This is a genomic window from Nocardia sp. CA-128927, from assembly GCF_050955855.1.
Taxonomy (GTDB): Bacteria; Actinomycetota; Actinomycetes; order Mycobacteriales; family Mycobacteriaceae; genus Nocardia.
On the sequence record NZ_CP192087.1, the window covers coordinates 9,401,640 to 9,426,000 of the forward strand.

29 protein-coding genes are annotated in these 24,361 nt (G+C 67.3%); 15 read left to right on the forward strand and 14 right to left on the reverse strand.

The annotated features are described in order from the left end of the window. Positions 1-63 precede the first annotated feature (63 nt). The 3 genes from ACQPW1_RS43765 (at position 64) to mscL (ending at position 1,688) form a co-directional block, all read left to right on the forward strand. Positions 64-390 carry an FmdB family zinc ribbon protein gene (locus tag ACQPW1_RS43765; protein WP_433659377.1) on the forward strand — a complete coding sequence of 109 codons (327 nt, stop codon included), beginning with the start codon at positions 64-66 and terminating at the stop codon, positions 388-390. A gap of 88 nt (positions 391-478) precedes the next feature. Beyond that, entirely contained in the window at positions 479-1,138 is a 660-nt protein-coding gene (locus ACQPW1_RS43770) for an SAF domain-containing protein (RefSeq protein WP_433659379.1), read from the forward strand. 145 nt (positions 1,139-1,283) lie between these two features. Then, positions 1,284-1,688, forward strand: coding sequence for a large conductance mechanosensitive channel protein MscL (gene mscL, locus ACQPW1_RS43775; protein WP_433659381.1), 405 nt, complete (start codon positions 1,284-1,286; stop codon positions 1,686-1,688). A gap of 80 nt (positions 1,689-1,768) precedes the next feature. Here mscL and ACQPW1_RS43780 read toward each other — a convergent pair whose 3' ends face one another. The 7 genes from ACQPW1_RS43780 to ACQPW1_RS43810 form a co-directional block, all read right to left on the reverse strand. After that, positions 1,769-2,431: an MspA family porin gene (locus ACQPW1_RS43780; RefSeq protein ID WP_433659383.1), complete on the reverse strand. Its 663-nt coding sequence runs from the start codon at positions 2,429-2,431 to the stop codon at positions 1,769-1,771. A gap of 167 nt (positions 2,432-2,598) precedes the next feature. Further along, entirely contained in the window at positions 2,599-3,267 is a 669-nt protein-coding gene (locus tag ACQPW1_RS43785; protein WP_433659385.1) for an MspA family porin, read from the reverse strand. Positions 3,268-3,329: 62 nt separating this feature from the next. Then, positions 3,330-4,004, reverse strand: a complete 675-nt coding sequence (locus tag ACQPW1_RS43790) for an MspA family porin (RefSeq protein WP_433665509.1) — start codon at positions 4,002-4,004, stop codon at positions 3,330-3,332. A gap of 695 nt (positions 4,005-4,699) precedes the next feature. After that, entirely contained in the window at positions 4,700-5,194 is a 495-nt protein-coding gene (locus ACQPW1_RS43795; RefSeq protein ID WP_357381779.1) for a MogA/MoaB family molybdenum cofactor biosynthesis protein, read from the reverse strand. Positions 5,195-5,274: 80 nt separating this feature from the next. After that, positions 5,275-6,735 (reverse strand): trypsin-like peptidase domain-containing protein, encoded by a 1,461-nt coding sequence (locus tag ACQPW1_RS43800; RefSeq protein WP_433659387.1) that lies wholly within the window; start codon positions 6,733-6,735, stop codon positions 5,275-5,277. Between the two features lie 202 nt (positions 6,736-6,937). Next, positions 6,938-8,422: an ATP-binding protein gene (locus ACQPW1_RS43805; RefSeq protein WP_433659389.1), complete on the reverse strand. Its 1,485-nt coding sequence runs from the start codon at positions 8,420-8,422 to the stop codon at positions 6,938-6,940. An 8-nt stretch (positions 8,423-8,430) separates the two neighbouring features. Then, entirely contained in the window at positions 8,431-9,117 is a 687-nt protein-coding gene (locus ACQPW1_RS43810) for a response regulator transcription factor (protein ID WP_150402038.1), read from the reverse strand. 363 nt (positions 9,118-9,480) lie between these two features. On the opposite strand from ACQPW1_RS43810, the gene ACQPW1_RS43815 reads away from it, so the two are divergent. The 7 genes from ACQPW1_RS43815 to ACQPW1_RS43845 all read left to right on the forward strand — a co-directional run bounded on the left by ACQPW1_RS43815 (position 9,481) and on the right by ACQPW1_RS43845 (position 16,185). Beyond that, positions 9,481-12,264 carry an ATP-binding protein gene (locus ACQPW1_RS43815; protein WP_433659391.1) on the forward strand — a complete coding sequence of 928 codons (2,784 nt, stop codon included), beginning with the start codon at positions 9,481-9,483 and terminating at the stop codon, positions 12,262-12,264. Then, positions 12,261-12,668: a roadblock/LC7 domain-containing protein gene (locus ACQPW1_RS43820; protein WP_107659354.1), complete on the forward strand. Its 408-nt coding sequence runs from the start codon at positions 12,261-12,263 to the stop codon at positions 12,666-12,668. The genes ACQPW1_RS43815 and ACQPW1_RS43820 overlap by 4 nt, the downstream gene beginning before the upstream one ends. Positions 12,669-12,675: 7 nt before the next feature. Next, complete coding sequence (locus ACQPW1_RS43825; RefSeq protein WP_107659355.1) at positions 12,676-13,047, forward strand: DUF742 domain-containing protein; 372 nt, start codon at positions 12,676-12,678, stop codon at positions 13,045-13,047. Next, positions 13,037-13,663 carry a GTP-binding protein gene (locus ACQPW1_RS43830; protein WP_379281097.1) on the forward strand — a complete coding sequence of 209 codons (627 nt, stop codon included), beginning with the start codon at positions 13,037-13,039 and terminating at the stop codon, positions 13,661-13,663. Before ACQPW1_RS43825 ends, ACQPW1_RS43830 begins: the two co-directional genes overlap by 11 nt. Continuing rightward, entirely contained in the window at positions 13,660-14,418 is a 759-nt protein-coding gene (locus ACQPW1_RS43835) for an MHYT domain-containing protein (protein WP_433659395.1), read from the forward strand. The genes ACQPW1_RS43830 and ACQPW1_RS43835 overlap by 4 nt, the downstream gene beginning before the upstream one ends. A gap of 70 nt (positions 14,419-14,488) precedes the next feature. Beyond that, positions 14,489-15,508 (forward strand): glycoside hydrolase domain-containing protein, encoded by a 1,020-nt coding sequence (locus ACQPW1_RS43840; RefSeq protein WP_433659397.1) that lies wholly within the window; start codon positions 14,489-14,491, stop codon positions 15,506-15,508. A gap of 452 nt (positions 15,509-15,960) precedes the next feature. Continuing rightward, on the forward strand, positions 15,961-16,185 hold the full coding sequence (locus tag ACQPW1_RS43845; protein ID WP_364723029.1) for a hypothetical protein: 225 nt from the start codon (positions 15,961-15,963) through the stop codon (positions 16,183-16,185). A gap of 71 nt (positions 16,186-16,256) precedes the next feature. Here ACQPW1_RS43845 and rpmF read toward each other — a convergent pair whose 3' ends face one another. From rpmF to mrf, 3 genes are read right to left on the reverse strand one after another with little or no spacing between them, the layout of a single operon-like run. Continuing rightward, positions 16,257-16,430 (reverse strand): 50S ribosomal protein L32, encoded by a 174-nt coding sequence (gene rpmF, locus ACQPW1_RS43850; RefSeq protein ID WP_150402032.1) that lies wholly within the window; start codon positions 16,428-16,430, stop codon positions 16,257-16,259. Position 16,431: 1 nt separating this feature from the next. After that, positions 16,432-16,695, reverse strand: coding sequence for a type B 50S ribosomal protein L31 (locus ACQPW1_RS43855; RefSeq protein WP_433659400.1), 264 nt, complete (start codon positions 16,693-16,695; stop codon positions 16,432-16,434). Further along, positions 16,692-18,014 carry a ribosome hibernation factor-recruiting GTPase MRF gene (gene mrf / locus ACQPW1_RS43860; RefSeq protein WP_433659402.1) on the reverse strand — a complete coding sequence of 441 codons (1,323 nt, stop codon included), beginning with the start codon at positions 18,012-18,014 and terminating at the stop codon, positions 16,692-16,694. The genes ACQPW1_RS43855 and mrf overlap by 4 nt, the downstream gene beginning before the upstream one ends. A gap of 95 nt (positions 18,015-18,109) precedes the next feature. Here mrf and rpmB point away from each other — a divergent pair, with 95 nt between their 5' ends. From rpmB to rpsR, 4 genes are read left to right on the forward strand one after another with little or no spacing between them, the layout of a single operon-like run. Continuing rightward, positions 18,110-18,346, forward strand: coding sequence for a 50S ribosomal protein L28 (gene rpmB, locus ACQPW1_RS43865; protein WP_433659404.1), 237 nt, complete (start codon positions 18,110-18,112; stop codon positions 18,344-18,346). A 13-nt stretch (positions 18,347-18,359) separates the two neighbouring features. Beyond that, positions 18,360-18,530 carry a 50S ribosomal protein L33 gene (gene rpmG, locus ACQPW1_RS43870; protein ID WP_150402028.1) on the forward strand — a complete coding sequence of 57 codons (171 nt, stop codon included), beginning with the start codon at positions 18,360-18,362 and terminating at the stop codon, positions 18,528-18,530. Between the two features lie 39 nt (positions 18,531-18,569). After that, positions 18,570-18,875: a 30S ribosomal protein S14 gene (gene rpsN / locus ACQPW1_RS43875; RefSeq protein WP_433659406.1), complete on the forward strand. Its 306-nt coding sequence runs from the start codon at positions 18,570-18,572 to the stop codon at positions 18,873-18,875. A gap of 32 nt (positions 18,876-18,907) precedes the next feature. Further along, complete coding sequence (gene rpsR, locus ACQPW1_RS43880; protein ID WP_433659408.1) at positions 18,908-19,162, forward strand: 30S ribosomal protein S18; 255 nt, start codon at positions 18,908-18,910, stop codon at positions 19,160-19,162. A gap of 75 nt (positions 19,163-19,237) precedes the next feature. Here rpsR and ACQPW1_RS43885 read toward each other — a convergent pair whose 3' ends face one another. Further along, positions 19,238-19,804 (reverse strand): LysM peptidoglycan-binding domain-containing protein, encoded by a 567-nt coding sequence (locus tag ACQPW1_RS43885; protein ID WP_364723042.1) that lies wholly within the window; start codon positions 19,802-19,804, stop codon positions 19,238-19,240. A gap of 211 nt (positions 19,805-20,015) precedes the next feature. On the opposite strand from ACQPW1_RS43885, the gene ACQPW1_RS43890 reads away from it, so the two are divergent. Beyond that, on the forward strand, positions 20,016-20,477 hold the full coding sequence (locus tag ACQPW1_RS43890) for a hypothetical protein (RefSeq protein WP_433659410.1): 462 nt from the start codon (positions 20,016-20,018) through the stop codon (positions 20,475-20,477). A 12-nt stretch (positions 20,478-20,489) separates the two neighbouring features. On the opposite strand, the gene ACQPW1_RS43895 is transcribed toward ACQPW1_RS43890, so the two are convergent. From ACQPW1_RS43895 to purN, 3 genes are all read right to left on the reverse strand, one after another. Next, a complete protein-coding gene (locus ACQPW1_RS43895) occupies positions 20,490-22,055 on the reverse strand; it encodes a family 20 glycosylhydrolase (protein ID WP_433659412.1) in 1,566 nt (521 codons plus the stop codon). Positions 22,056-22,159: 104 nt separating this feature from the next. Next, positions 22,160-23,737: a bifunctional phosphoribosylaminoimidazolecarboxamide formyltransferase/IMP cyclohydrolase gene (gene purH / locus ACQPW1_RS43900; protein ID WP_433659414.1), complete on the reverse strand. Its 1,578-nt coding sequence runs from the start codon at positions 23,735-23,737 to the stop codon at positions 22,160-22,162. Continuing rightward, entirely contained in the window at positions 23,734-24,342 is a 609-nt protein-coding gene (gene purN / locus ACQPW1_RS43905) for a phosphoribosylglycinamide formyltransferase (protein WP_433659416.1), read from the reverse strand. Before purN ends, purH begins: the two co-directional genes overlap by 4 nt. Between the last annotated feature and the right edge of the window lie 19 nt (positions 24,343-24,361).

The window sequence follows — 24,361 nt, forward strand, 5'->3', positions numbered from 1 at the left end:
GATTGGCAACGTTGGCACTGTCGGCTGTAGAGTGCCAGAGGACGAAAACTTGCGGAGGATGCTGTGCCAACTTACTCGTATGCGTGCACCCAGTGTGACAACCGCTTCGACATCGTTCAGTCCTTTTCCGACGATGCCCTGACGGTGTGCCCGGAGTGCTCCGGGAAGCTGCGCAAGCTGTTCAATTCGGTCGGCATCGTGTTCAAGGGCAGCGGCTTCTACCGCACCGACAGCCGCAACGGCGCGTCCACCGCGAGCGAGCCCGCGAAGTCCGACAGTGCCAAGTCCGACAGCGGCTCGAAGGAGTCGAGCTCACCGAAGTCGACGAGTTCGGATTCCGGCTCGTCCAACGGCAGCAGCACCTCGGCCAGCACGGCCGTGGCCAGCTGATTCGCCGAGTTATCCACAGCCCCTCAGTTATCCACAGCTAGCCCTTTTCAGGGCCTGGCGGGTGTGTCCGCGGTCATAGGATCCGGTCATGACTCGCTCATTCGCCGATCTCGGTCGCGGCAGTGGCCTTCGCTTCGGGGTGTGGCATCGACCACCCTGGGCGGACAGCCTGCTGGCGCGGCGACTCCTCGCCGTAGGCCTGGTACTCCTGGCGGCGATCCTGTTCCTGCGCGGTGATCCAGGCGCGGAACGAACATCGGTCGTAGTCGCCGGGCATGATCTCGCACCGGGACATGTGCTCGACGCGAGCGATCTTCGATCAGCGCCACGCGAATCCGCCGCACTGCCCGACGGTGTCGTGCGCGACCCCTCCGACGTGATCGGTGCCACGTTGACCGGGGCGATGCGCGGCGGCGAGTTGTTCACCGACATCCGGATCGTCGGACCACGCCTGGCCGCCGTGGCAACCGGCGCGCGCGACGCGCGAATCGTGCCGATCCGACTGGCCGACACCGCCGTCGCCGAGATCCTGCGCGCGGGCGACCGCGTCGACGTGGTCGGCGGCGAAGAACAGGGCTCGCGACCCGCCCGCACGCTGGCCACCGACGCCGCGGTGGTGCTGGTGTCCGGACCAGGTGATGGACGCGCCACGAAAGAACGGGTCGTCCTGGTCGCGATGGACGCCGAACACGCCACCGTCGTCGCGGCCGCGTCACTACATACCGCGCTCACCGTTGTCTTCCATTGAGTTGTCCGCACATTTGCCATCAAGGTCAACTAGCATCGGCGATACCAAAGGCGTCGACCGCCGAGCACGACTTGTCAGCTCCACACGCAGGGCTTACCCACCCCGCCGGCTTCGCCGGCTGCCGTCCCCGGAGGAGATATCGGCAATGCTCAAGGGTTTCAAGGACTTTCTATTCCGCGGAAACGTTGTCGACCTGGCCGTGGCGGTGGTCATCGGCACCGCGTTCGTCGCGATCGTCACCGCGTTCACCAATGGCATCGTCAACCCGATCCTGGCCGTCTTCGGCGGCAGCAATGAACTGGGGCTCGGTTTCCAATTGGTTGCCGATAAACCCGCGACCTTCGTCCAGGTCGGTCCGATCATCACCGCCGCGATCAATTTCGTGGTCATCGCCGCGGTGCTGTACCTCGTGCTCGTATTGCCCGCCATGCACGTGAAGAAGAAGTTCAGCCCGGAAACCGTCGAGCTCAGCGACACGGAGGTGCTGATCCAGATCCGCGATCTGCTCGCCGAGGGTCAGCGCAGCGCTGGTGGCAAGCACGAGTCCTGAATGTGCTTGCGTGCGAACGCGAAACAGGCCCATCGCAATAGCGGCGGGCCTGTTTGCTTTGTCCGAGTTGATATTCGGCGTCAGCCGAGAATGAATGGCTTACCCCACAACGTCATCCAGGTGACGATGGAATCGGTCTCGACGCTCAGGCTGATGAACGCGCGCGCCTGCGCGTATCCGTCGCAACCGGACAGGTCGATGGTCTCGCCGGCCCAGCTGACCGAGCCACTGGCGCCCTCGAACTGGTTGCGCGTCTCGTAATCCGCGCTACCGGAATAACCGTCCTGCTCCAGATCGAGCACATAGAACGACTTCGCCTGGCCGGGTCCGAGCGACAGATTGCGACCGGCGCCGATACCGGCATTCGGCTCGATCGCGTCGCCGGTCCAGCCGACATCACCGGTGGCGCCGTGCGCGATGTCCACCTCGCAGCCGACGGTGTATCCCGGAAAGATCGAACCACGTTGGCCGCCAGGCGTTCCCGACAACCCGACCTGAGCCTTCCCGGAGACCCGCGCGTTGAGGTGCTCCGGGGCGGCGCCCGACGACGGGCCGATCTCCGCCGATTCGCCGACCAGCTCGAGCGTCACCACGGTGCCGTCGGCCAGCGTCTTGGTGAGCTCGCCACCCGGCAGCGGGATGAAGATGTCGGCGTTGGCCGCGCCGGTCGAGAACAGGCCCAGCGCGACAGCGGCGGCGGCCCCGAGCCCGACCGGCCGCGCCAGTTTCTTACGGTTGATCATGCTTGTCAGACCCCTAGCAGAAACGAATTCTCAACAGCGAGTGAAGCTTTGATGCCTTACCAGGATGCCTTGGGGTGGCAGTGCCGTCGGCGGCAGGCGGCAATACCAAACGGGCCCGTCGCGAAAGGCGACGGGCCCGCTCAGATTGTGCGAGTTGATATTCGGTGTCAGCCGATGCTGAAGGGCGCGCCCCACAGCGTCACGTACGACATGACGTTGTCGGTCTCGACCTTGACCTTGACGAAGGCGCGAGCCTGCGCGTAGCCGGCACAGCCGGACAGTCCGATGGTGGAATCGGCCCAGGTGACCGAGCCGTTGGTGCCCTTGAACGTGATCTGAGTGGAGTGATCTTCGTTGCCGAAGTCATCCGCCACCTCACGGTCGAGCAGGTAGAACGACGTCGCCTGGCCGGGGCCGAGGGTCAGGTCGCCACCGGAGCTCGCGCCGACGTCGCCGCTCTTACCGTCCCACTGGCCGCTGCCTTCGACGCCGGCGGTGGCGCCGCCACCGTCGATGTTGACCTGGCAGCCGACCACGTAGCCCGGACGGATCTTGCCGCCGGAGGCACCGGCACCGGACACCTGGACCTCGGCCCGACCGGACACCCACGCGTTGCGGTGCACGGGGGTCGAGCCGATGGACGGGTTGATGTTGGCGGACTCGTTGATCAGACGGGCCGTCACCACGGTGCCGTCGGACAGCGTCTTGGTGATCTCGCCACCGGGCAGCGCCACAAAGGTGTCTGCGTTCGCGGCACCGGTGGAGAACAGGCCGAGAGCCATGGTTGCGGCGGCGCAGACACCAGCTGCCCGCGCCACATTCTTACGGTTGATCATGTGTAATTCCCTCAGGGGTTGAGTTCGTTTCAGCGAGAAGAGTGTTCGACAGTCGACAGTCGTCAGCCAATGCTGAACGGCGCCCCGTAAAGGGTGGTCTTCGAGTAGTCGTTGCCGATGATCTCGACCACGGTGTAGGAGCGAGCCTGGGCGTAGCCCGCGCAGCCCTGGATCTCCATCTCGACGTCCTGGTACTCGACGGAGTAGGCACCCGGCTTGGTGATGTCCTTCAGTTCGATCTGCACGAACTTGACGTCACCGGGGCCCAGCTTCAGGCCGACCGAGCCGCTGAGGCCACCGCTGGTGAGGTTGACATTGCCCGAAACGCCAAGGGAGATCGCGTCATCGGCGATGCTGACCTGACATCCGATGATGTAGCCGGTGTTCAGCTGCGACGTTCCGTGCGTCGAGGAGTTGTTGGTGCCGGGGTTGTTCTTCGGGCCGTTCCAGGGACCGACCGTGCCTTCCGGGGTATCGGTGACATCCGCCGAGGCGTTGCCGGAGACCCAGACAACGCGGCCCGCGCCGTTGGCGGCGAGCGACGGCGAGACGACGGCATGCTCGCCCGTGCGGGTAATGGTCACGCCCGGGCCGATCTTCTGTCCGTCCGGCAACGGCACAAAAACATCAGCATTGGCAGCGCCGGTCGACAGCAGGCCCATGGCCACGGCAGCGGCAGCGCCGACGCCCGCGACGCGGGCACCGCGGCGCAGACCGTTGGTGCGGTTCTCGCTCATACTTCCCCTCATCAGGTTAAAACAGTCAATCTCGACCATCGAGATCGAACAGGTGGTCCTCGCAGGCCCAGCTCAGTTTGTCCCGCCTTTGTTGCCGGTGTGTAACCGGCAATTAAGTTCGGCGCGACGCCCCGGCTGGCGACCGGAACCGAGCCAGGTTCCGCCGGGTCGACACGTACGTGACGCACCCGGGCCTATGAAGTCCAGTGTGGGTGGCTCGTGCGAACATTAAACGCTAGGTAACGACGCTGCAACGTAAGCTTTCGTAAAGATCAATGTGATGTAGATCACATTGAGTCCCCGGCAAACTAGTCGCGACATGCATAAATGCATTGGTGGAGACAGTCGGACCGACCGGACGGTGCTGACGGAGTCACTAAAGCGCCAAGCGCTGAATACGGGACAGGGCCGTACGAATCTCGGCGGAAATACGCCGATCTGAAACAATCACAAGTAAATTACGGTGAGCCAACAAATCGATACGTAGCTACTACGTAGATATGGCAATCAACCGTGATGCGGCGGCTTCTGCGCGCGCAGCCATTCATCGGACGAGGACTCGTTTTCCGCGTCGTGTCCGCGCTCGTCGCTCGTGGTGTCTGGGAGGGCGTCACCGAAGATTTCGGCGAGACGCGCCGCATCCCTCGCCCGGCGAACCGGACGAGGGATGTCGTCGGAAGAACTGGAAACCGTAATTATTCAACCAATCCGGACAGCTCGCCGATCACTTTGCTGGCGAGCGGGCCGAGAGTTGCCATCCCGTCCCGAACCGCGGCCCGGGTGCCGGGCAGGTTGACCACCAGCGTGCTGCCGGAGATGCCGGCGACGCCGCGGGACAGTCCTGCGTCGAGCGAACCGGCCACCCGGCCGGACGAGCGCAGCGCCTCGCTGATGCCGGTCAGTTCGCGGTCGAGCACCTGGGAGGTGGCCTCGGGGGTGACATCGCGCGGGGACATGCCGGTGCCGCCGACCGAGATGACCAGGTCGACACCGCCGATCACCGCGGTGTTCAGCGCGTTGCGGATCTCGACCTCGTCGGCCTGTACCGAGACCGACGCGTCCACGAGAAAGCCTGCCTCGGTGAGCAGCTCGGTGACGAGCGGGCCGAGCGAGTCAATACCTCCATGCGCCGTTCGATCATCGACGACCACCACCAGAGCACGCCCCGCCACCGGAGCATCGATTTCCATGGTGCTAACCGTAGCGTCTGCGCCGAGAACCTCTGCGGCCGTGTCGAGCAGCGGCGTCCAGCCACCCTGGAGCACGCGCATCACCTGCCACCGTCCGCGGGCGCACCGGTGAGGGTCACCTCGACGGTCTTGGAATTGTTGCCTTGTTCATCGGTATAGGTGACCTTCACCTTGTCTCCTGGTTGGTGCGAGCGGACCGCGGCGACAAGGGCGTCACCGGTGGTGATGCTGCGGTCGTTGACCTTGGTGATGACGACGCCCGAGGGGATCCCCGCCTTCGCGGCCGGACCGTCGGGGGTGGCCTCCATCACCCTGGCGCCGTTGATCGTGTCCTGCGCCTGGATCTTGACGCCGATCTGCGCGTAGGTGGCGTGGCCGGTCTTGATGAGCTCGTCGGCCACCCGCCGGGCCTGGTCGACCGGAATGGCGAAACCGAGGCCGATCGAGCCGCTCTGCTGGCCGGCGCCCGGCTCGCCCGCGCCGAGGCTGGCGATCGCGGTGTTGATGCCGATGAGCTTGCCGCTGCCGTCGACCAGCGCACCACCGGAATTACCGGGGTTGATCGCGGCGTCGGTCTGGATGGCGTCGATCACCGGGTTCACGCCCGGGGCGCTCTGCGGGCCCTCGCCCTGGGTCGACACCGGACGGTTCAGCGAGGAGACGATGCCGGTGGTCACGGTCCCGGCCAGGCCGAGCGGTGAGCCGATCGCCACGACCGGCTGGCCGACCTGGAGATTCTCCGAGGTGCCCAGCTCGATCGGGGTCAGACCGGTCTTGCCGGCGACCTTGATGACGGCCAGGTCGGAGACCGGGTCGGCGCCGACGATGGTCGCGGGCGCGGACGTGCCGTCGGAGAACAGCACCTCCATCTTGGCGCCGGGGCCACCGCCTGCGGCGACGTGATTGTTGGTCAGGATCAGGCCGTCGGAGGACAGCACCACCCCGGAGCCCTCGCCCTCGGCCCGGCTGCTGGCCACCTTGATCATCACCACGCTGGGCAGCACCTTCTGCGCGACCGCCTGGGTCGAGCCCGCCGGCGCGTTGGAAACGTTGTTGACGTTGGGCTTCGGCTGATCGAGCGCGTTGCTGATGCTCGAGCTGCCGTTGTCCGAGTGGGTGGCCAGCGCGCCGACGGCACCGCCGACGCCGCCGCTGACCAACGCCAGCGCGACGGCACCGATGACCAGGCCGGTCCGGGCGGGGCGCTTGGCGGGCGGCGGCTGCACCCCGAACGGCGCGCCCTGCGGCGACTGCTGCTCGAACGGCTGCCCGTGCTCGAACGGCGGCGCGCCGTACTCCGGGCCGGGGAACGGCTGGGTGTGCTGGTGCGGGTACTGCCCCATCGGCTGCTGCGCCTCATACGGCTGCTGCGGTGCCTCGTACGGCCCGTACCCGGGCCCCTGCGGCGCATAGCCCGCCCCGTATGGCGCGCCAACGGGCCCCGCCGGTGCGGCCGGGATCTGATCGGTCGGGTTGGGCTGATCCGGTGCGGCGTTCGCCGTTTCCGGCTCGTCCCGCCGGTCCTTCGAATCCTCGGTCATGGACTCCTCGTTTCTCCTCAGCGTCTGTCGACAAGCTTGACGACGACTACTGAGAGCGGACTGAGACCGTGCTTTCAATTGTCCGAGACTGTGTACCCACGCGCGCGGCCCTACCGACCGCTCCCCCAGCCATACGATACGGGTCCGAACTCCGGTTCGCGCGTCCACGAATGCACCGGAATCCATTCCCCCGATCAGGCCGTCATTCGGCGATCGGCGCGCCGGGCTCCCCCGGCAGGACGATGCGCACCAGCGTGCCGCCGCGCGGCGAGGAATCGATGACGATCGTGCCGCCGTGCTTGGTGACCACCTGTTTCACGATGGACAGGCCGAGTCCGGAACCGGGCATCGAGCGCGACGCCGTCGTCCGATAGAAGCGCTCGAACACCAATTCACGTTCGGCAGGCGGTATTCCGGGGCCCGCGTCGTCGACGATCAACTCGAGCAGCCCGGGACCGGTCTCGTACATGGTGATCCGCACCTGCGCGCCGGACGGACTCCACTTCGCGGCATTGTCGAGAACATTCAGAATCGCCCGTTCCAACCCGGCCTCGTGACCGTAGATGAACCAGGGCCGCAGTCCGGCGACGAACTCGATCCCGGTGCGCCTGCGCCTGGCTCGTTCGAGCGCGCGCTCGGCCACCTCGCCGAGGTCGACTCGGTCGTAGACGGTCTCCGGTGCGTCCTCGCGGGCCAGATCGACCAGATCGCCGACCAGCGTGGACAATTCCTCGATCTGCGCCATCACGTCCGCGCGCAGCTCGGCCATGTCCTCGTCCGGGATGCGCGGCGCACCCGGCCTGCTCGACGCGATGAGCAGTTCCATATTGGTGCGCAACGAGGTGAGCGGCGTGCGCAGTTCGTGTCCGGCGTCGGCCACCAATCGGCGCTGCCTGTCCCGTGATTCGGTCAACGCGCGCAGCATGGTGTTGAAACTCTCGGTGAGTCTGGCCAATTCGTCGTCGCCGGTGACCGGGATGGGCGTCAGGTCGTCGGTGCGCGCCACCCGTTCGGTCGCCGCGGTCAGCCGCGCAATAGGGCGCAGGCCGGTGCGGCCCACCGCGGTGCCCGCCGCGGCGGCGAGCACGACGCCGCAGCCGCCGACCACGAACAACAGCCAGGCCAGCCGGTCGAGCACCTCGCGGGTCGGCTCCAGCCGCTGCGAAATGATCAACGTGACACCCGAATCCGTGCGTCGCGCCAGCACCCGCTGGTTGTTGAAGGTGCGCAGCGAGGAGGGCTGCTGACCGCGCGCGACCGCGACCTCCTCGGAACCGATCGGCGGCAGCGTCGACTGCTGCGGCCGGTAGGCGGGCAGGGTATCCGGCGGCGAGCCGGGCGGGATCGGATAGATGACCGCGACGCCGATGTCGTTGGAGAACAGCGTCGCCGTCGACAGCGACTGGAACGGCATGCTGTCGATGTCGCCGCTGATCATCGTCGCGGCCCTGGTGCGCAGCTGCGCGTCGACGTCGCCGTACAACGCGCGCGCCACCATCGCGTAGGCCGCGATCGAGGTCACCGCGACGGCGATGGCCACCACCGACGCGGCGAGCAGCGTCACCCGCCAGCGCAGCGACACCGAACGGGTGAGCGGGATCGGTGGCCGCATCTCGGCCGGGTCGGGCGGGCGCTGGCCCTGTGCGAGCCCGGCGACCACGGGCCGCTTGGGAATTGTGCGTGCCATGGCTTCCCCTACGGGGGCGTCTCCCTCAGCACATAACCGACGCCGCGGACGGTATGGATGAGCCGCGACTCGCCCTCGGCCTCGGTCTTGCGGCGCAAATAGCCGATGTAGACCTCGAGTGCGTTGCCGGAGGTCGGGAAGTCATATCCCCAGACCTCCTCCAGGATGCGGCTGCGGGTCAGCACCCGGCGCGGATTCGCCATCAGCATTTCCAGCAACGAGAACTCGGTGCGGGTGAGGCTGATCCCACGCTCGCCGCGAGAAACCTCGCGGGTCACCGGATCCAGCGACAAATCGGCGAACGTCATTGCCTCGGAAACCTCGCCGGGATCGGCGGTCGTGCGTCGCAGTAGCGCACGCAAACGCGCGAGCAATTCTTCCAACGCGAAGGGTTTCGGCAAATAGTCGTCGGCGCCCGCATCTAGTCCGGCAACCCGCTCGGACACCGAATCCCGGGCCGTCAAAACCAAAATCGGAAGATCGTCACCGGTGCTGCGCAGGCGCCTGCAGACCTCGAGACCGTCCATCCGCGGCATCATCACGTCGAGCACCAACGCGTCCGGCCGCTGACTCGTCGCCTTGTCCAGGGCGTCGACGCCGTCCACCGCGAGGTCGACGGAGTAGCCGTTGAAGGTCAGTGACCGGCGCAGTGACTCGCGGACGGCGCGATCGTCGTCGACTACCAGAATGCGCATGCGACCAGTTTGACCGTATCGACTGAGAGCCGACTGAGAGGGGACGCTCGACACGCCGCGTCCAGGTCCGGTCGACCCGCCGGACGCCAGCACTCGATCAGCTATCAGCGATCTCACGCCGTATAGATCAATCGTCCAGGAGCTATGTAGACTCACAAACTCATACAGCGCGAAACCTGTTCCGCGTAGCCATATTCGGCCATGAGCAGACCGGGTCCCTCGGATTGCCGACGGCCAGTCAGCACGGTATGTTCCCTGCGGTAAAAAGAAGACCTTGAGTTGGTTCTCGGCGGGTTGCTCCAGACTGCTCCTAGACAGCCTTCATTCGGGGACCATGCGCGGAGTGGAGGCGACGGAAGCGGAATGGAAGCTGCACCGCGTTCCTGGCAGTTCAGCCTGTCCAACATGTCGGTCACGCGCAAGGTCGGCATCGTGCTGCTGCTGCCGGTGCTGCTCGCCTCGGCCTTCGCTGGACTGCGCATCAAGGATGAGCTCGGGGTGATCTCGAAGCTCGACGCGGCTACCGAGCAGGCCCGCATCTTGCGCCCGATGCTCGAATTCGGCGAAGCCACCGAGCAACTCGCGATCGCGGCGGTGAACGCCCGGCCGGAGGATCCGATCGATACGGTCGCGGCCAAGTTCGATCAGGCGGCCATCGATCTGGAAACCGCGCTGCGGACCCGAAAGACCGACGACGGCATCACCAAGGAATTGCCCGCGGCCATCGCGGTGGCCCGCACCATGCGCAACGGCGTGCGCACCTCCTCGCCCGCGACCATCGGCGGACAGGTCGACGAGGTCGGCACCCGCATCATCACCGCGATCTCGGTGTCCTCGTCGATCGAAGAGATCGTCATCCAGCGCTACTTCCTGCAGCTGGGCCTGATGGCCAACGCCTCCCGCCTGCTCACGCAGGAGCAGATCATGTCGGCGACGGCGAGCGGCGGCAACAACCCGGCCGCGCTGGCCAGCATGCTGACCACGCTCGGCGCGGAGATGATGCTCACCTATTCCTATCCGCAGATGAATCCGGCCTCGGCCACCAACGCCCAGGTCTTGATCGATCAGGTGCAGGCCCGCATCGGCGCGCTGAGCCAGAGCCCGAACAGCCTTGGCAGCAACGGGGTTATCACCGATTCGCTGCACACCAGCTCCGAGGCCTACCGCCAGGCCACCACGGCGTTGCTCAACACGATCGAATCCAAGCTGGCCGACCGAACCATCGAACTGCGCAGCGCGGTGCTGCGCGACGTCGCGATCGTGATCACCACGCTGCTCGCCGGTCTCGCCCTCGCCCTCGGCGTGGCCCGCTCGCTGGTCGTGCCGATTCGCCGGCTGCGCCACGACGCGCTCCAGGTCGCGCACGTCGATCTGCCGAACGAGATCGAGGTGGTGCGCACCGGCGGCGCGACGCCGAAGATCACCCCGGTCGACATTCGCACCACCGAGGAGATCGGCCAGCTGGCCCGCGCGGTCGACGATATCCACCAGGCCTCGCTGCACCTGGCCGCCGAGCAGGCGCGGTTGCGGGTGCAGATCGGCAGCATGTTCGAGACGCTGTCGCGGCGCAGCCAATCGCTGGTCGAGCAGCAGCTCGCGCTGATCGAGGACTTGGAGCACGACGAGGACAACACCGAACGGCTGCAGAGCCTGTTCCGCCTCGACCACCTGGCCACCCGGATGCGCCGCAACGGCGACAACCTGCTGGTGCTCGCGGGCACCGCGCTGCGCCGCGGCCAACTGCACCCGGTCCAGCTCTCCGACATGCTCTGGAGTGCGGTCTCACAGGTCGAGGACTATCAGCGGGTCGAGATCGGCGCCGTGCCGGACGGCATCGTGGCCGGCGAGCCCGCCATCGACATCGAGCATCTGCTCGCCGAACTCATCGACAACGCGTTGCGCTACTCGCCGCCGACCACGCCGGTCACGCTGTCGGTGGCCCGTGCCGTCGACGGTGGCTACCTGATCGAGATCATCGACCGCGGCCTCGGCATGTCGACGGAGGATCTGCGCGCGATCAACGACCGGCTCAGCTCCGGTGGCGAGGTCACCGTCGAAACCGCGCGCCGGATGGGCCTTTTCGTCGTCGGCAGGCTCGCCAAGCGGCACACCATCACCGCCAACCTGCGGCGCACCTCCACCACGGCGCAGCAGCCCGGCGTCACCGCGAGCGTGCACCTGCCCGGTGCCCTGGTCGCGCCGCCGCTGGACGCCACCGACCCGACCGGCAAGCCGCTGGAACTGACCGGCGACTACGAGCTGCCCGCCCAGCCGCGCACGCTGATACCGGTGCCGAACCTGCCGCAGCCGAACTCGCCGAGGTTCGAGGTGTCCAGCACCGGTTCCGGTCTGCCGCAGCGCAGGCCCGCCATCCGGGTCGCCGAGCCGCCCGGCCAGCCCGCCGTCTCGGTGCCCGCCCGGACCAACACCCCCGACACCGACTCCGATACGCAACCGCCGACCGAGCCGTGGTCGATCAACACCCCGACCGATGACCGGTCCCCGTTCGGCCCGCCGACGGTGGGCGTCGGCTCGAACAGCGGGCCGAGTCGACCGGCCGAACCGGAACAGGAACGGCTCGCCGGTTTCTGGGCCGAGTCCGAGGCCGACGAGCCGGAACCCGAGCCGACGATCCCGCAGCAGCGGGTGCCGCGCGAGCCGGACCAACCGAGCGTCGCGCGCGAGCCGTCGCGCACCACCGCGCGATCCGGCCTGCCCATCCGGCGACCGTCCGCCGTGCCGGAACCCGAACCCGCGCCGCCGCGAGCGGTCGAGCCCGCGATGGTGACCTCATCCCGGTTGCAGCCGGTGGCCGGTGCCTCGCCGACCCCGATCTATCAGCGCATGGTTTCGGAATGGCTGGTCGAACCGGCGACTTCGCAAGCCGCGGAGAGCACTTGGACCTCGCCCGCAGACGTGGGCTGGACCGCCGCCGAAGAGGCGACCCACCCGACACCGACCGGTCGCACCACCGGTGGACTTCCTATCCGAACGCCGGGCGCGCAGCTCGTCCCCGGCGGTCTGGCCCAGGCAGACGAATCGGGAGCCCGTGATCCCGAGGAGATTCGGAACAACCTGACCAGGCATCTCAGCGGGGTCCGCAGTGGGCGGGCCAATGCGCAGTACGACGACGGAGGGCTTGCATGACCAACGCGAACAGCACCACGGATGAGAACCTGAATTGGCTGGTCGCCAGATTCACCCGGGACGTGCCCGGCGTGTCCCATGCGGTGCTGGTGTCGGCCGACGGCCTGCTGCAGGCGACCAGCCCGCATCTGCCGTCCGACCGGGCCGAGCAGCTCGCGGCGGTCACCGCTGGCCTGGCCAGTCTGTCGATGGGCGCGGCGTCGCTGTTCGACGGCGGCAAGGTGATGCAGTCGATCGTCGAGATGCAGCGCGGCTATCTGCTGGTGATGAGCGTGGGCAACGGCTCGCACCTGGCTGTGCTCGCCAACAAGTCGCACGACATCGGCCGGATCGGCTACGAGATGGCGCTGTTGGTCGACCGGGTCGGCACGGTGGTCACGGCTACCGCGCGTACCGCGGTTTGAGCGGGAGATGTCCAATCCCTACGGACCTGGACCGCGACCGACCACGCGCGTCCGCCCGTATGCCCTGACCTCCGGGCGCACCGAGCCCGCGGTCGACCTGCCGCTGGAAGCGGTCATCGAGACCCTGTCCTACACTGCGCATCTCGACTGGCCCACCGGTGATGTCCGCACGGATATCCTTCGTCTCGGTACACACCGGCTTTCCGTTGCCGAGATCGCCGCTCACCTGGATCGTCCGCTCGGCATGATCCGGGTGATGATCGGTGACCTCGTGGTCGACGGCATTGTGCGCCTGCATTCGACACTGACTGACGAGGCGAGTTTCGATGAGCGCCGTTCTTTGATGGAGAGGACTTTGCGTGGACTCCGTGCCCTATAAGAGAATCGGGCCCGACACCAACCCCGGCCAGGCCGACGGGGACAATCGGACCGCGTCCACGAAGATCGTGGTCGCCGGCGGTTTCGGGGTAGGTAAGACAACGTTTGTCGGCGCGGTGTCGGAGATCGTTCCCCTGCGCACCGAGGCCATGGTCACCCGGTTCTCCGACGGTATCGACGATCTCGCCGAAACGCCGGAGAAGGAAACCACCACCGTCGCCATGGATTTCGGCCGGATCATCCTGCCGGGCAACCTGGCGCTGTATCTGTTCGGCACGCCGGGCCAGCGCCGCTTCTGGTTCATGTGGGACGACCTGATCCGTGGCGCGATCGGCGCCGTGGTGCTCATCGACACCCGCAGGCTGGAGGACAGCTTCGCGGCGGTCGACTTCTTCGAGGCGCGGCAGCTGCCGTTCCTGGTGGCGGTCAACCGCTTCCCCAACGCGCCTCGCTTCCCGATTGCCGAACTGCGCGAGGCGCTCGCGGTGCGGGAGAGTGTGCCGATCGTGGACATCGACGCGCGCAATGCCAATGAGGTGCGCCAGTCGCTGGCCGCGGTGACCGAGTACGCCATTCAACGCCTCGCCGCGCAGGAACGGGAACAGGCGGTACTTTGACTTACTTCAGCATGGGCTACTGGATCATCGGCCTGTCGATCGCGGTCTCGCTGGTCGGCGCGCTGGTCGGTTTCAGCTGCATCCGGCAGTCGACGAGATCGGTGACGGCCAAGTTCCGGGTGGTGTGGCAGGCGTCGGCGGCAGTCGCGATCGGTGGGATCGGTGTCTGGCTCCCGGTCTTCGTCTCGATGCTCGGCGTCACGGTGCCGGGCAGCCTGGTTCACTATGACGTGTGGAGTGTCACTGCGGCAGCGGCCATTTCGGTGTTCGCGGTGTGGGCCGCGCTGGTGCTCATGGGCCGGACGCTGAACATTCCACGGTTGATCGGCGCGGGCGCGGTGATGGGCGGCGGGTTCGGCCTGATGCACTATCTGGCCTTGGACGCCATGCACATCCAGGGTTCGGTCACGCTGAAGCCGCTGCTGGTCACCGGCGCGGTGGCGATCGCGGTCGTGCTGTCGCTGGCCACCCTGTGGTTCACCCAGCCGAGGCGGCCGCTGTCGATGCTGGCGGGCGCGGCGCTGGTGTTCGCCGCCGGGATCGCGGGCATGCATTACACCGATCTGCTCGGCTTGCAGATCGACCTCGCCAAGGCCAATTCGACGCCACCGGGTGAGGACTTGTTCGGGTTCTTCGTGCCCGCGTTCGTGGTCGGCATGTTGTCGCTGGCCATCCCGATCAGCGCGATCCTGATCGCACCGGATCGGCGCACCTCGGCGCCCGTGCGGGTGCCCGCGCCGAATTCCGCGTTCTGAGCCGAGTTCACGCGGCACCGGTTCGGTAATGCCGCCGAAATCCCTGACAGCCCGATTTACAGTGAGAGACATGCGTTTCGGTCTGGACTACGCCGCGGCACGTCCGGGCGGCGCGGCAATCCGCGCGGCGGGTTTCGACTTCGTGGTCCGGTATCTGTCCGACGGTGGTGTCACCTTGCCAGGCAAGTTGCTGACCCCGGCCGAGGCCGATGATCTGCGCGCGCACGGGGTGTCGATCGCGGCGAACTGGGAGACCACCGCGACCCGCATGCTGGACGGTTACGGCGCGGGGGTGGTGGACGCGCGCGCAGGCCTGGCTCAGGTGCTGCGCTGCGGTGGCCGGCCGGACCGGCCGATCTACTTCTCCGCCGATTTCGATGTGACGCCGCAGGATCAGCAGCGGATCAATACCTACCTCGATGGTGCGGCGACGGTGCTCGGTCGCGCGAATGTCGGTATCTATGGCGGGTATTGGTCGGTGAGCCGGGCGTTGGACGCGGGTAGCGCGAGCTGGGCGTGGCAGACCGATGCCTGGTCCGGGGGCAATGTGGAGACGCGGCGCAACATGCATCAGACGCTGCGGCAGCAGGTGGTCGGTGGCGTGGTCTGCGATGTGAACGAGGCCGAGACGACCGATTTCGGTCAGTGGGATTTCTTTGCACAGGAGGACACCGACGTGACGCCGGAGCAAGAGGCAGTGCTGCGCGATATCCAGGTCCAGTTGCGTGGGCCCGGTCTGGCAGGCTGGCCGCAGTTGGGCGACGGGGACGGGCAAGCGCGCACGCTGGTGGACGGTGTCGCGGCCGCGTTGACCCGGATCGCGGAGTTGGAGGGCGAGGTCGGCGAGTTGCGCACCGAGATCAGCGAATTGGAGGCGACTACGGCCGAGCTGGCGGAGCAGGTGGCGCGGTTGAGTGGGCGGCATTGGCCGTGGCCGTTCTCGTTGATCGAGGGACCCGCGGCGTTGGTCGGTGAGCAGCTGGCGCGACTGGAGGCGATTCTGCCCGACTTGCCCGGTTTGCCGGGGCCGACTCCGGGTACGCAGCACACATCTAGTAGTGGTGCGCTGGATTCGCGTTCAACGCGATGATGTCGGCTGGTGCGGTGGGTGGTTCCGCATGCGCGGGACAGACGTTCCGCGGCCGGGATATTGGCGATGAGCGGGTTCTCTCGGAAACCGGGAGAACCCGCCCTCGTGCACGAGAATACTGACGTCAGGACACGTTCGCATCACTTCGCGGAGACTTTTCCGGCCGCCAAAAACCAACTAACAGTAGGTATTTCGCCCGGTAGTTACCCGGCCGCAATTGCATCGCGCACAAGGTTGCAACGTCGCCCTGACCAGGGCAGTTGCTATCCGATTGCCACACGTTCCTGGCTCGGCCGAAAGTTGGTCATCAACCCGGCCCGACGTCCCGATCCGGTCGTTCGACCATCGACCCGGCGCGTTCGCCACCCACAACAGCACCATGCGAGTTATCGTCGGCTGGCACATGGCGCTCATCGGGCGCCGCACATCCAGGTTCGTTCGAAGGAGTTCGCATGGCCGTCAACGTGGTGCTCGACAAGGCTCTCGACAAGGCGTACGAGAACAAGTCGCTGAACGAAATCCTCTCCGCTCCGCCCTCGGCCCTCGCCGGTCTCACCGAAGCGCACGACAAGCAGCTGCTGGACGCGCTCAAGATCAAGACGATCGCCGATCTGGCCAACAACAAGTACTTCCGGCTCGCCGCGACCCTCGCGGACCTCGCAGCCAAGGAAGGCTGAGCGAGCCGAGATCGATAACAGCGGGCCTACGGAAGATTCCGTAGGCCCGCTGTCGTTTCCCGGTCGACCAGTCAGAGCCGATCGAGGTCTATCAGTCCCCGTTTCACGGCCGCGACCAGACGGCGCGGCACCTTGTGCACCACACCCGCGACGGTCACCGGCACCAGATCCGGCGGGGTCGCCTTCCACTGCGCGCGCCTGCTGCGGGTGTTCGACCGCGACATCTTCCGCTTCGGAACCGCCATCTCAGCCCTCCCCGCGGCGCGGGCGCTTGCCGTACTTGCGCTCGAACTTCTCCACCCGGCCCTGACTGTCCAGCACGCGATGCGCGCCGGTCCAGAACGGATGCGAGTCGGACGTCACGTCGACGGTCAGCAGCGGGTAGGTGTTGCCGTCCGGCCACTGCACGGTGCGCGTGCTCGTCGCGGTCGACCGGGTCAGGAACTGCTTGCCGGTGCCCGCGTCCTCGAACACCACCGGGTGGTAGTCCGGATGGATCCCTGTCTTCATTTCGCTTCTCCTCTCGGGCTTTTCACGTCTTCGATGGGTAACGTGGCTTCGACGGTCTCGCAGGGGTCGGCATGCCAGGCGCCGAAAGGGTCCTCCCACTGGGCAACTCGCTCGGGTGCGCGTTCGACCAGCCGCAGCTCGTCGTCCTCGACCAGCGCCCAGTGCAGCGCCGCGCGGATCTCGTTGGGATCGGCGTCGTGCACCAGGATCACCAGCGAGATGTCCCGGTCGCCGAACTGGTCGTCCCAGCGCAGCGCGGCCATCGCCCGCCGGTCCGGATCCGCCTGCGCCAGTTCGGCTTCCGACATCGCGGCCAGCCAGCGGCCCGCGCTGCCGACACGCAGTCCGCCGCCCGCGGACTCCAGCCAGGTCACCTCGTCGGGTTGGGTGGCCAGCCACATGCGGCCGCGGGCGGTCACCACGCCGTCGAAGAGCACGTCGAGCGCCTCGTGCAGGCGTGTCGGATGGAACGGCCTGCTGGCGGCGAATTCCAGCAGGGCGACACCGTAATCGCTGGTGAGCGGCGGCTGTCCGCGGAGCAGCGGGGCGTGTGCGTCGAACATCCTGCCGCGGCGGGAGTGGGCCGGGATTCGCCGCAGCAGCCGCTCGATGCGGGCCGCGGTGAGCATGTTGGGATCATCCACCCAGCCCACCGGCGCGTCGGGGACGAGCCGGGCCAGTACCGCGCCCAGCCTGCCGCGATCGATTTCGTCGCCCGGCGCGACAGGGCCCAAAGCGATTACGGCATCGGCGAATTCGACCTGGCCGACGGCTACCTGCGCGACCGTGCGCTCATCGTCGGCCCGGGCGAGGCCGCGTTCGGCGAGGGTCTCCTCGCCGGTGGCGTCGGCGAGCCACGCACCCGCGTCGAGGAACGTCAGCACGGCATCGATCCGCACATCACGTCCGGCCGGGCCGTCGACACGGCCCAGAATGCCTTCCACCACAACATGTTCGATGGCGTGGCAGACCGCCTCGGCTTCGAAGGCGGGATCCAGCGTCAGCACGATGCGGTCGACGGAGTCCCGCGCGGCGAGCGTGCGCAGCAGTGGGAGCAGGTCGATCCGCAGCGTGCAGGAGACGCAGCCGTGCGCGAGTTCGAGCACGTCCGAGGTCTCATAGGTCGCGCTGCGCACCGTGCGATGCACGATGCCCTCGCGCAACTGGCCGAGGTCGTGGTGCACGACGACGGTGCCGGGCGCGTCATTGCACAGCGCGGTCGCCGCGTGGTCGGCGCCCGCCGCGGCCGGTCCGGCGAATCCCGCGAGCACCACGACCGGCGTTCTCCGGTCGGTCCCAGGTGGGAGCACTGACAGCACCCCTTTCGATAACGATTTTCATTTGCGTCAAGGCAACGGTACATTGTCGATCGAGCGTTGTCGAAAATGATTGTCATCTACCGGAGGGAGCCCGCATGTCGGCCCACTGCCAGGTCACCGGGCGCAAACCCGGGTTCGGCAAGTCCGTCTCGCACTCACACGTGCGAACGAACCGCCGCTGGAACCCCAACATCCAGCGCAAGACCTACTTCCTGCCCAGCGAAGGGCGGCGCGTCACGCTGACCGTCTCGGCCAAGGGCATCAAGACCATCGACCGGGACGGGATCGAGGCCGTGGTGGCCCGCATCCGGGCCCGGGGCGACAAGATCTGACCAGGAGAAACCCATGGCATCCAAGTCGACCGAGCTCCGGCCGATCGTCAAACTGAAGTCCACCGCGGGCACCGGGTACACGTACGTGACCAGGAAGAACCGCCGCAACGACCCTGACAGGATGGTGCTGCGCAAGTTCGACCCGGTCGTGCGCAAGCACGTCGATTTCCGCGAGGAGCGTTGAACACCATGCCGGACAACGTCTTTCCCGAGGAGCGCTGACATGGCGAAGAAGTCGAAGATCGCCCGCAACGAGCAGCGCGCGGCCGTCGTCGCGCGCTACGCCGAGCGCAGGGCCGAGCTGAAGGAGCTCATCCGCAAGCCCAGCACATCGGACACCGTGCGCGCCGAAGCCCTCGCTGAGCTGCGACGACAGCCGCGGGACGCCAGTCCGGTACGATTGCGCAATCGGGACGCCGCTGACGGACGACCGCGCGGTCACCTCCGGAAGTTCGGATTGTCCCGTGTGCGTGTGCGCGAGATGGCCCACCGGGGCGAGTTGCCCGGTGTGCGCAAATCGAGCTGGTAGACAACCACCGTTCTCGTACGAAGGATCCGTATATGGCAGTCCAGCGAGCACCGTCGAAGAAGGTTCGCGCCGAACAGGCCCGCCGTCCGAAGAAGAACCCGCTCATTGCCGCAGGCATCGAGAAGGTCGACTACAAGGACGTCAATCTGCTGCGCACGTTCATCTCCGATCGCGGCAAGATTCGCAGCCGCCGGGTCACCGGGCTCACCCCGCAGCAGCAGCGTCAAGTTGCCGTCGCGGTGAAGAACGCCCGCGAGATGGCGCTGCTCCCCTTCACCAGCCGGTAGTCGCACTCCCCCGAACACGAACGTGGGACCCCGCATGTTGCCGGGGTCCCACGTTTTGTCTTGCGCCGCAATAAATTACGGGATGGTCAGCACCTGGCCGGGGTTGATCAGGTCCGGGTTGTCGATGCCGCTCGCGTTGGCGATCTCCTGGTAGCGGTTGCCGTCACCGTAGAAGCGCTCGGCGATCGCCCACAGGGTGTCGCCCGGCTCGACCGTGTAGGTGCGCACCTCGGGGGCCGGCGGCGGCGGAACCTCTTCGGCGGCAGGGGCCTCGGCGACCGGCTCCGGCTCGGGGGCCGAGAGCGGGTTGTCGGACTTGGTGTTCGAGGCCCACAGCGCGCTGCCGTCCTTGCCGTACAGCACCACGTTGCGGTCGGCCTGCACGACCAGCCGGTCCGCGTCCTTGCCATTGGTCTCGGTGGACCAGGCCGACGCGTCGCCCTTGTACACCACGAAGTTGCCGTCGTCCTGCAGCACCGCGCGGTCGACACTCTGACCGTGAGTCAGGGTGGACCACACCACATTTCCGTCCGGCTCGGACAACACCAGGTTGCCGTCGTCCTGCAACGTAAGGGTGTAAGCACCACCCTGCAGGGACTGACCCAGTCCGAGTTCTTCACCAACGCGCAGTGTGTCGCCCACGGTTCTTCCTTTCGAAGGTTCTGAAGAGCATCCGACAATCGACGCGCGCCGAAGACACAGGCGCGCATCTAGGCCCGAAGATACTGGCCTGGACCGGGTTACGTAGGGATTACGCGCATGGTTCGCCGAAAGTTCACTGTGGGGTGTGTCCTATTGCCGTGTCATGTTCTATGTGAGATGGCCGCGGGCGTTGCCCACTAGGGTGGTCGCCATGACTCGGATCTCGGGCGGGCGTGCCGCCGCAGCTGTTGCCGTTGTGTTCGGGTGCCTCGTCGCGGCGGGGTGTAGTAGTTCGGATGATGCTGGGACGCAACCGAAAACCAGCACGACCACCACCGCGGCGCCGAGCACGCCGACCGAGGACACGGGCGGCAACCAGGGCAGGGCGTTCACCGCCGACCCGACCATCGTCAACCCGCGCCCGATTCCGTTCAGCTCGTGGACGCGGCTGGCAGACGACCGGATCGCGGTCAACTTCCAGACCGGGACGCCCGAGTGCTACGGCGTGGACGCCACTGTGCGCGAGACTGATTCGACGGTCACCGTCGAGCTGCGGGCCGGCACCCGCGCCGACGCGGTCGGCCGGATGTGCACCATGAACGCGGTGTTCGGCACGGTCGAGTTGCCGCTGAAGGCACCGCTGGGCAACCGTCAGGTGCTGAGCGCGGCGTAAGCCGCGGCCGCGCTACGCCGCAGGTTCGCCGACGGCGTCGGACAGTGCCGCGAATTCGGGATAGCTGCCTGCTTGCGGTGGACCCCAGGTCTGCTGTGCGGTGACCCGCAAAGGCATCGTGATGGACGCCGCGATCCGGTCCGGTGTCTGCACCGTCGGGTCGTCGCACCAGACGAACAGACCCGAGCCGAGGTTGTGCGTGTTCTGTTCCGGTGTCAGGCGGGTGCCGTCCACGAACAGCGTGGGATCCCACACCTGGTAGGCGATGGGCGGGGGTACGTTGCCCGCCGAGGTCGGTCCGCCCGCGACGTAGTAGGTGGGCGTGAACGAGGCGTTCCTGAGCTCGTGGCCCGCCGCGATGAGATCGGCTGGGCTGCGGGCAGTTCCGAAGTACGGCAGCGGCAGCTGCGGGATGCCCGCTCTGCTCCAGTAGTCGACGACGATGTCGCTGCCGACGGTCAGGGTGCCTGCGCCGGTGTGTAGTCCGTCGTTCCAGATGCGCGGCCGCTTGCCGTGCGTGCGCACGATGGCCGCACCCCAGTTGATCAGGCCGAGGAATGCGTCGACGGGCTGCGCCTGCGAGCTGTAGGTTGCGCGCGCGTACTCGCCGATCTGCGGGTACTCGTCGAAGCTGGCGACGCGGGCGCCGTCGAGCAGGAACTCGTCGGCGCCGAGATGCCAGTAGCGGCCGGAGAACAGCGGTAGGAACTCGTCGAGGATGTCGCGCATCAGGTCGTAGGCGCGCGGATTCGCGATGTCGATGGCGGCGTCGGAGACCCGGCCGTTCGCGCTGCGCAGCTTCAGGTCGGGGTGCGCGGCCAGGATGCCGTTCATGTGGCCGGGGAAGTCCACCTCGGGCATGATCTCGACCTGGTGCCTGGCGGCGTACTCGACCAGGTCGCGGATCTCCTGCTTCGAATAGTGCTGTGCGGCAGTTATTTCGGGGTGCTTGTCGCTGTCGAGGCGGAAACCGAAGGTGTCCGAGAAGTGCAGGTGCAGCAGGTTCAGCTTGAGGTAGCCCATGCGGCGGATCTGGGCGCGCAGCATATCGATCGGCATGAACTCGCGGCCGACGTCCAGCATGAGGCTGCGTTCGCGGTATTGCGGCCAATCCGTCACGGTGCCACCGGGGATCGAGATCCGCTGGCGCAGTAGTTGTAGCGCCGAGCTAGTGGCGTAGTAGGTGCCCGCGGTGTCCACGCCGCGTAGGTCGAGCGTCTCACCTATCGAAATCCGGTACGCCTCAGTGGTTTCCGGCGCTTCAGTCACCGGCCCGGTGCCCAGCACGATATCGCCGGGACTTCCGGACGAACCCGCCTGCGCGACAACGTCATTGCCGGTAAAGGCATGCAGTGCCGAAGCGAAATCCGTTGCGGTGTCCCGCAATGCGTCCCGCTCGTACAACACCCGCGCGTGCGCGCCGAGCGTGAACCCGGTCCCGCCGGGATGCCAAGCCTTCAGCGAAGGCAGTGTCCGCGGCGGCGGTCCCTCCGCGTGCGCCGCTGGCTGTCCGCCGAACGACACCGCCGCAGCAGCGACCAGCGCGACCACACCGGCTGCCACCGCACGAATCGACATGCCGCTACTGTACGAAACCAGTGCAAGCACCACGGGCATTCACCACGTGCGGATACGCCGAACGCCACGTCGGCGGACCGGCGTGGCGTTCGAGGTTGGTCGACTCAGTGGGCGAAGTGGCGGGAACCTGTCAGGTACAGCGTCACTCCGGCCTCGCGGGCCAGGTCGATGGTTTCCTGATCGCGAACCGAGCCGCCGGGCTGCACGATCGCGCGGACACCCGCCTGGATCAGCTGCTGCGGGCCGTCCGGGAACGGGAAGAACGCGTCCGAGGCCGCGACCGAACCCTTGGCCCGGTCACCGGCGCGCTGCACGGCGAGTTGCACCGCGTCCACCCGGTTGACCTGACCCATGCCGACGCCGACCGAGGCGCCGTCGTGTGCAAGCAGGATCGCGTTGGACTTCACGGCACGGCAAGCGCGCCAAGCGAATTCGAGGTCGGCGAGGGTCTCGGCATCGGCCGCGGTACCCGTGGCCAGCGTCCAGTTGGCCGGGTCGTCGCCCGCGGCGTCGAGGATGTCGCGCTGCTGCAGCAGCGCGCCGCCGCTGATCGGGCGCAGCTCGGCACCCGCGCGACGCGGCGGCTCGGCGATCAGGATGCGCACATTCTTCTTGCGCTGCAACACTTCTACCGCGCCGTCGGCGTAGGCCGGGGCCGCGATCACCTCGGTGAAGATCTCCGCGACCTGCTCGGCCATCTCCACGGTCACCTCACGGTTGGCCGCAATCACGCCGCCGAACGCGCTCACCGGATCGCAGGCGTGCGCCTTGCGGTGCGCCTCGGCGATGTCGGCGCCGATCGCGATGCCACACGGGTTGGCGTGCTTGATGATCGCCACCGTCGGCGCGGTGTGGTCGTAGGCGGCGCGCCAGGCGGCGTCGGCATCGGTGTAGTTGTTGTACGACATCTCCTTGCCGTGCAACTGCTTTGCCTGCGCGAGGCCGAGACTGCCGTCGTTGTTGGCGTACAGCGCCGCCGCCTGGTGCGGGTTCTCGCCGTAGCGCAGCACCGCGGAGCGCTCCCAGGTGCCGCCGAGCCAGGCGGGGAACTGCACGCCACTGTCCTCGGTCGGCTCCGCGACGCCGGGTGCCAGCACCGAGGTCATCCAGCTCGCCACCGCGACGTCATAACTTGCCGTGTGCTGGAAGGCCTTGGCCGCCAACGCCGTCCGCTCGGCCAGCGTGAAGCCGCCGGACTTGACCGCGCCGAGCACCTCGTCGTAGTCGCCGCTGTCGACGACCACGGCCACCGAGGGATGGTTCTTCGCCGCGGCCCGCACCATCGACGGTCCGCCGATGTCGATCTGCTCGACGCACTCGTCCGGGCTCGCCCCGCTGGCCACGGTCTGGGTGAACGGGTACAGGTTCACCACCACCAGCTGGAACGCCTCGACGTCCAGCTCGACCAGCTGGTCGACGTGCTCCGGCTTGCGGGTGTCGGCGAGGATGCCCGCGTGCACCCGCGGGTGCAGCGTCTTCACCCGGCCGTCCAGGGTCTCCGGGAAGCCGGTGAGCTCCTCGACCTTGGTCACCGGGATGCCCGCGTCGGCGATCTTGCCCGCGGTCGAACCGGTCGATACCAGCTCGATGCCCGCGGCGTGCAGACCGGTCGCGAGCTCGATGAGCCCCGTCTTGTCGTAGACGCTCACCAGCGCCCGCTTGATCGGCTTGCGCTCACTCACCGGAGTACTCGCTCATCTGGGATAACTGCCTTTCGTCCGTCGGAAACAATGCCCCGCGTCGCGACGGCGGCGACAACCTCCGCCAGCAACCGCCTTTCGACAACCTTGATGCGCTCGTGCAGGCCGGCCTCGTCGTCCTCGGGCAGCACCGGCACGGCCTCCTGCGCGAGGATCGGCCCGGTGTCCACGCCCGCGTCGACCAGGTGCACGGTCGAGCCGGTGACCCGCACCCCGTAGGCGAGCGCGTCACGTACCCCGTGCGCGCCGGGGAAGGCAGGCAGCAGCGCGGGGTGGGTGTTGATGATCCGGCCGCCGAACTTGCCGAGGAAGGCCGGGCCGAGGATCTTCATGAACCCGGCGGAGACCACCAGATCGGGTGCGTGGCCGGCGACCGTGTCGGTCAGCGCGGCATCCCAGGCGGCGCGATCGGGAAAGTCGTTCAGCGCCACCTTGAAGTGCGGTACGCCTGCGGCGTCGGCGTGCTCGGTGGCCGCGCAGGTCCGGTCGACGCCGACGGCGACGATCCGCGCCGGGAAGTCCGCGGCGGCGGCCGCGTCGAGCAGCGCGCGCAACAGCGATCCGGTGCCCGAGGCGAGTACGACCACAGTGGCCGGGGCCGCGGCG

Excerpts from the sequence above, each read along its gene's own strand:
- mscL (WP_433659381.1), top strand. The coding sequence starts at position 1,284 with ATGCTCAAGGGTTTCAAGGACTTTCTATTCCGCGGAAACGTTGTCGAC.
- ACQPW1_RS43810 (WP_150402038.1), bottom strand. The coding sequence starts at position 9,117 with ATGCGCATTCTGGTAGTCGACGACGATCGCGCCGTCCGCGAGTCACTG.
- rpsN (WP_433659406.1), top strand. The coding sequence starts at position 18,570 with ATGGCGAAGAAGTCGAAGATCGCCCGCAACGAGCAGCGCGCGGCCGTC.
- ACQPW1_RS43795 (WP_357381779.1), bottom strand. The coding sequence starts at position 5,194 with ATGGAAATCGATGCTCCGGTGGCGGGGCGTGCTCTGGTGGTGGTCGTC.
- ACQPW1_RS43780 (WP_433659383.1), bottom strand. The coding sequence starts at position 2,431 with ATGATCAACCGTAAGAAACTGGCGCGGCCGGTCGGGCTCGGGGCCGCC.
- rpmG (WP_150402028.1), top strand. The coding sequence starts at position 18,360 with ATGGCATCCAAGTCGACCGAGCTCCGGCCGATCGTCAAACTGAAGTCC.
- ACQPW1_RS43790 (WP_433665509.1), bottom strand. The coding sequence starts at position 4,004 with ATGAGCGAGAACCGCACCAACGGTCTGCGCCGCGGTGCCCGCGTCGCG.
- ACQPW1_RS43815 (WP_433659391.1), top strand. The coding sequence starts at position 9,481 with ATGGAAGCTGCACCGCGTTCCTGGCAGTTCAGCCTGTCCAACATGTCG.
- ACQPW1_RS43805 (WP_433659389.1), bottom strand. The coding sequence starts at position 8,422 with ATGGCACGCACAATTCCCAAGCGGCCCGTGGTCGCCGGGCTCGCACAG.
- rpsR (WP_433659408.1), top strand. The coding sequence starts at position 18,908 with ATGGCAGTCCAGCGAGCACCGTCGAAGAAGGTTCGCGCCGAACAGGCC.
- ACQPW1_RS43800 (WP_433659387.1), bottom strand. The coding sequence starts at position 6,735 with ATGACCGAGGATTCGAAGGACCGGCGGGACGAGCCGGAAACGGCGAAC.
- ACQPW1_RS43890 (WP_433659410.1), top strand. The coding sequence starts at position 20,016 with ATGACTCGGATCTCGGGCGGGCGTGCCGCCGCAGCTGTTGCCGTTGTG.
- rpmF (WP_150402032.1), bottom strand. The coding sequence starts at position 16,430 with ATGGCGGTTCCGAAGCGGAAGATGTCGCGGTCGAACACCCGCAGCAGG.
- ACQPW1_RS43820 (WP_107659354.1), top strand. The coding sequence starts at position 12,261 with ATGACCAACGCGAACAGCACCACGGATGAGAACCTGAATTGGCTGGTC.
- ACQPW1_RS43785 (WP_433659385.1), bottom strand. The coding sequence starts at position 3,267 with ATGATCAACCGTAAGAATGTGGCGCGGGCAGCTGGTGTCTGCGCCGCC.
- ACQPW1_RS43845 (WP_364723029.1), top strand. The coding sequence starts at position 15,961 with ATGGCCGTCAACGTGGTGCTCGACAAGGCTCTCGACAAGGCGTACGAG.
- ACQPW1_RS43895 (WP_433659412.1), bottom strand. The coding sequence starts at position 22,055 with ATGTCGATTCGTGCGGTGGCAGCCGGTGTGGTCGCGCTGGTCGCTGCT.
- rpmB (WP_433659404.1), top strand. The coding sequence starts at position 18,110 with ATGTCGGCCCACTGCCAGGTCACCGGGCGCAAACCCGGGTTCGGCAAG.
- ACQPW1_RS43825 (WP_107659355.1), top strand. The coding sequence starts at position 12,676 with ATGTCCAATCCCTACGGACCTGGACCGCGACCGACCACGCGCGTCCGC.
- ACQPW1_RS43770 (WP_433659379.1), top strand. The coding sequence starts at position 479 with ATGACTCGCTCATTCGCCGATCTCGGTCGCGGCAGTGGCCTTCGCTTC.
- ACQPW1_RS43840 (WP_433659397.1), top strand. The coding sequence starts at position 14,489 with ATGCGTTTCGGTCTGGACTACGCCGCGGCACGTCCGGGCGGCGCGGCA.
- ACQPW1_RS43855 (WP_433659400.1), bottom strand. The coding sequence starts at position 16,695 with ATGAAGACAGGGATCCATCCGGACTACCACCCGGTGGTGTTCGAGGAC.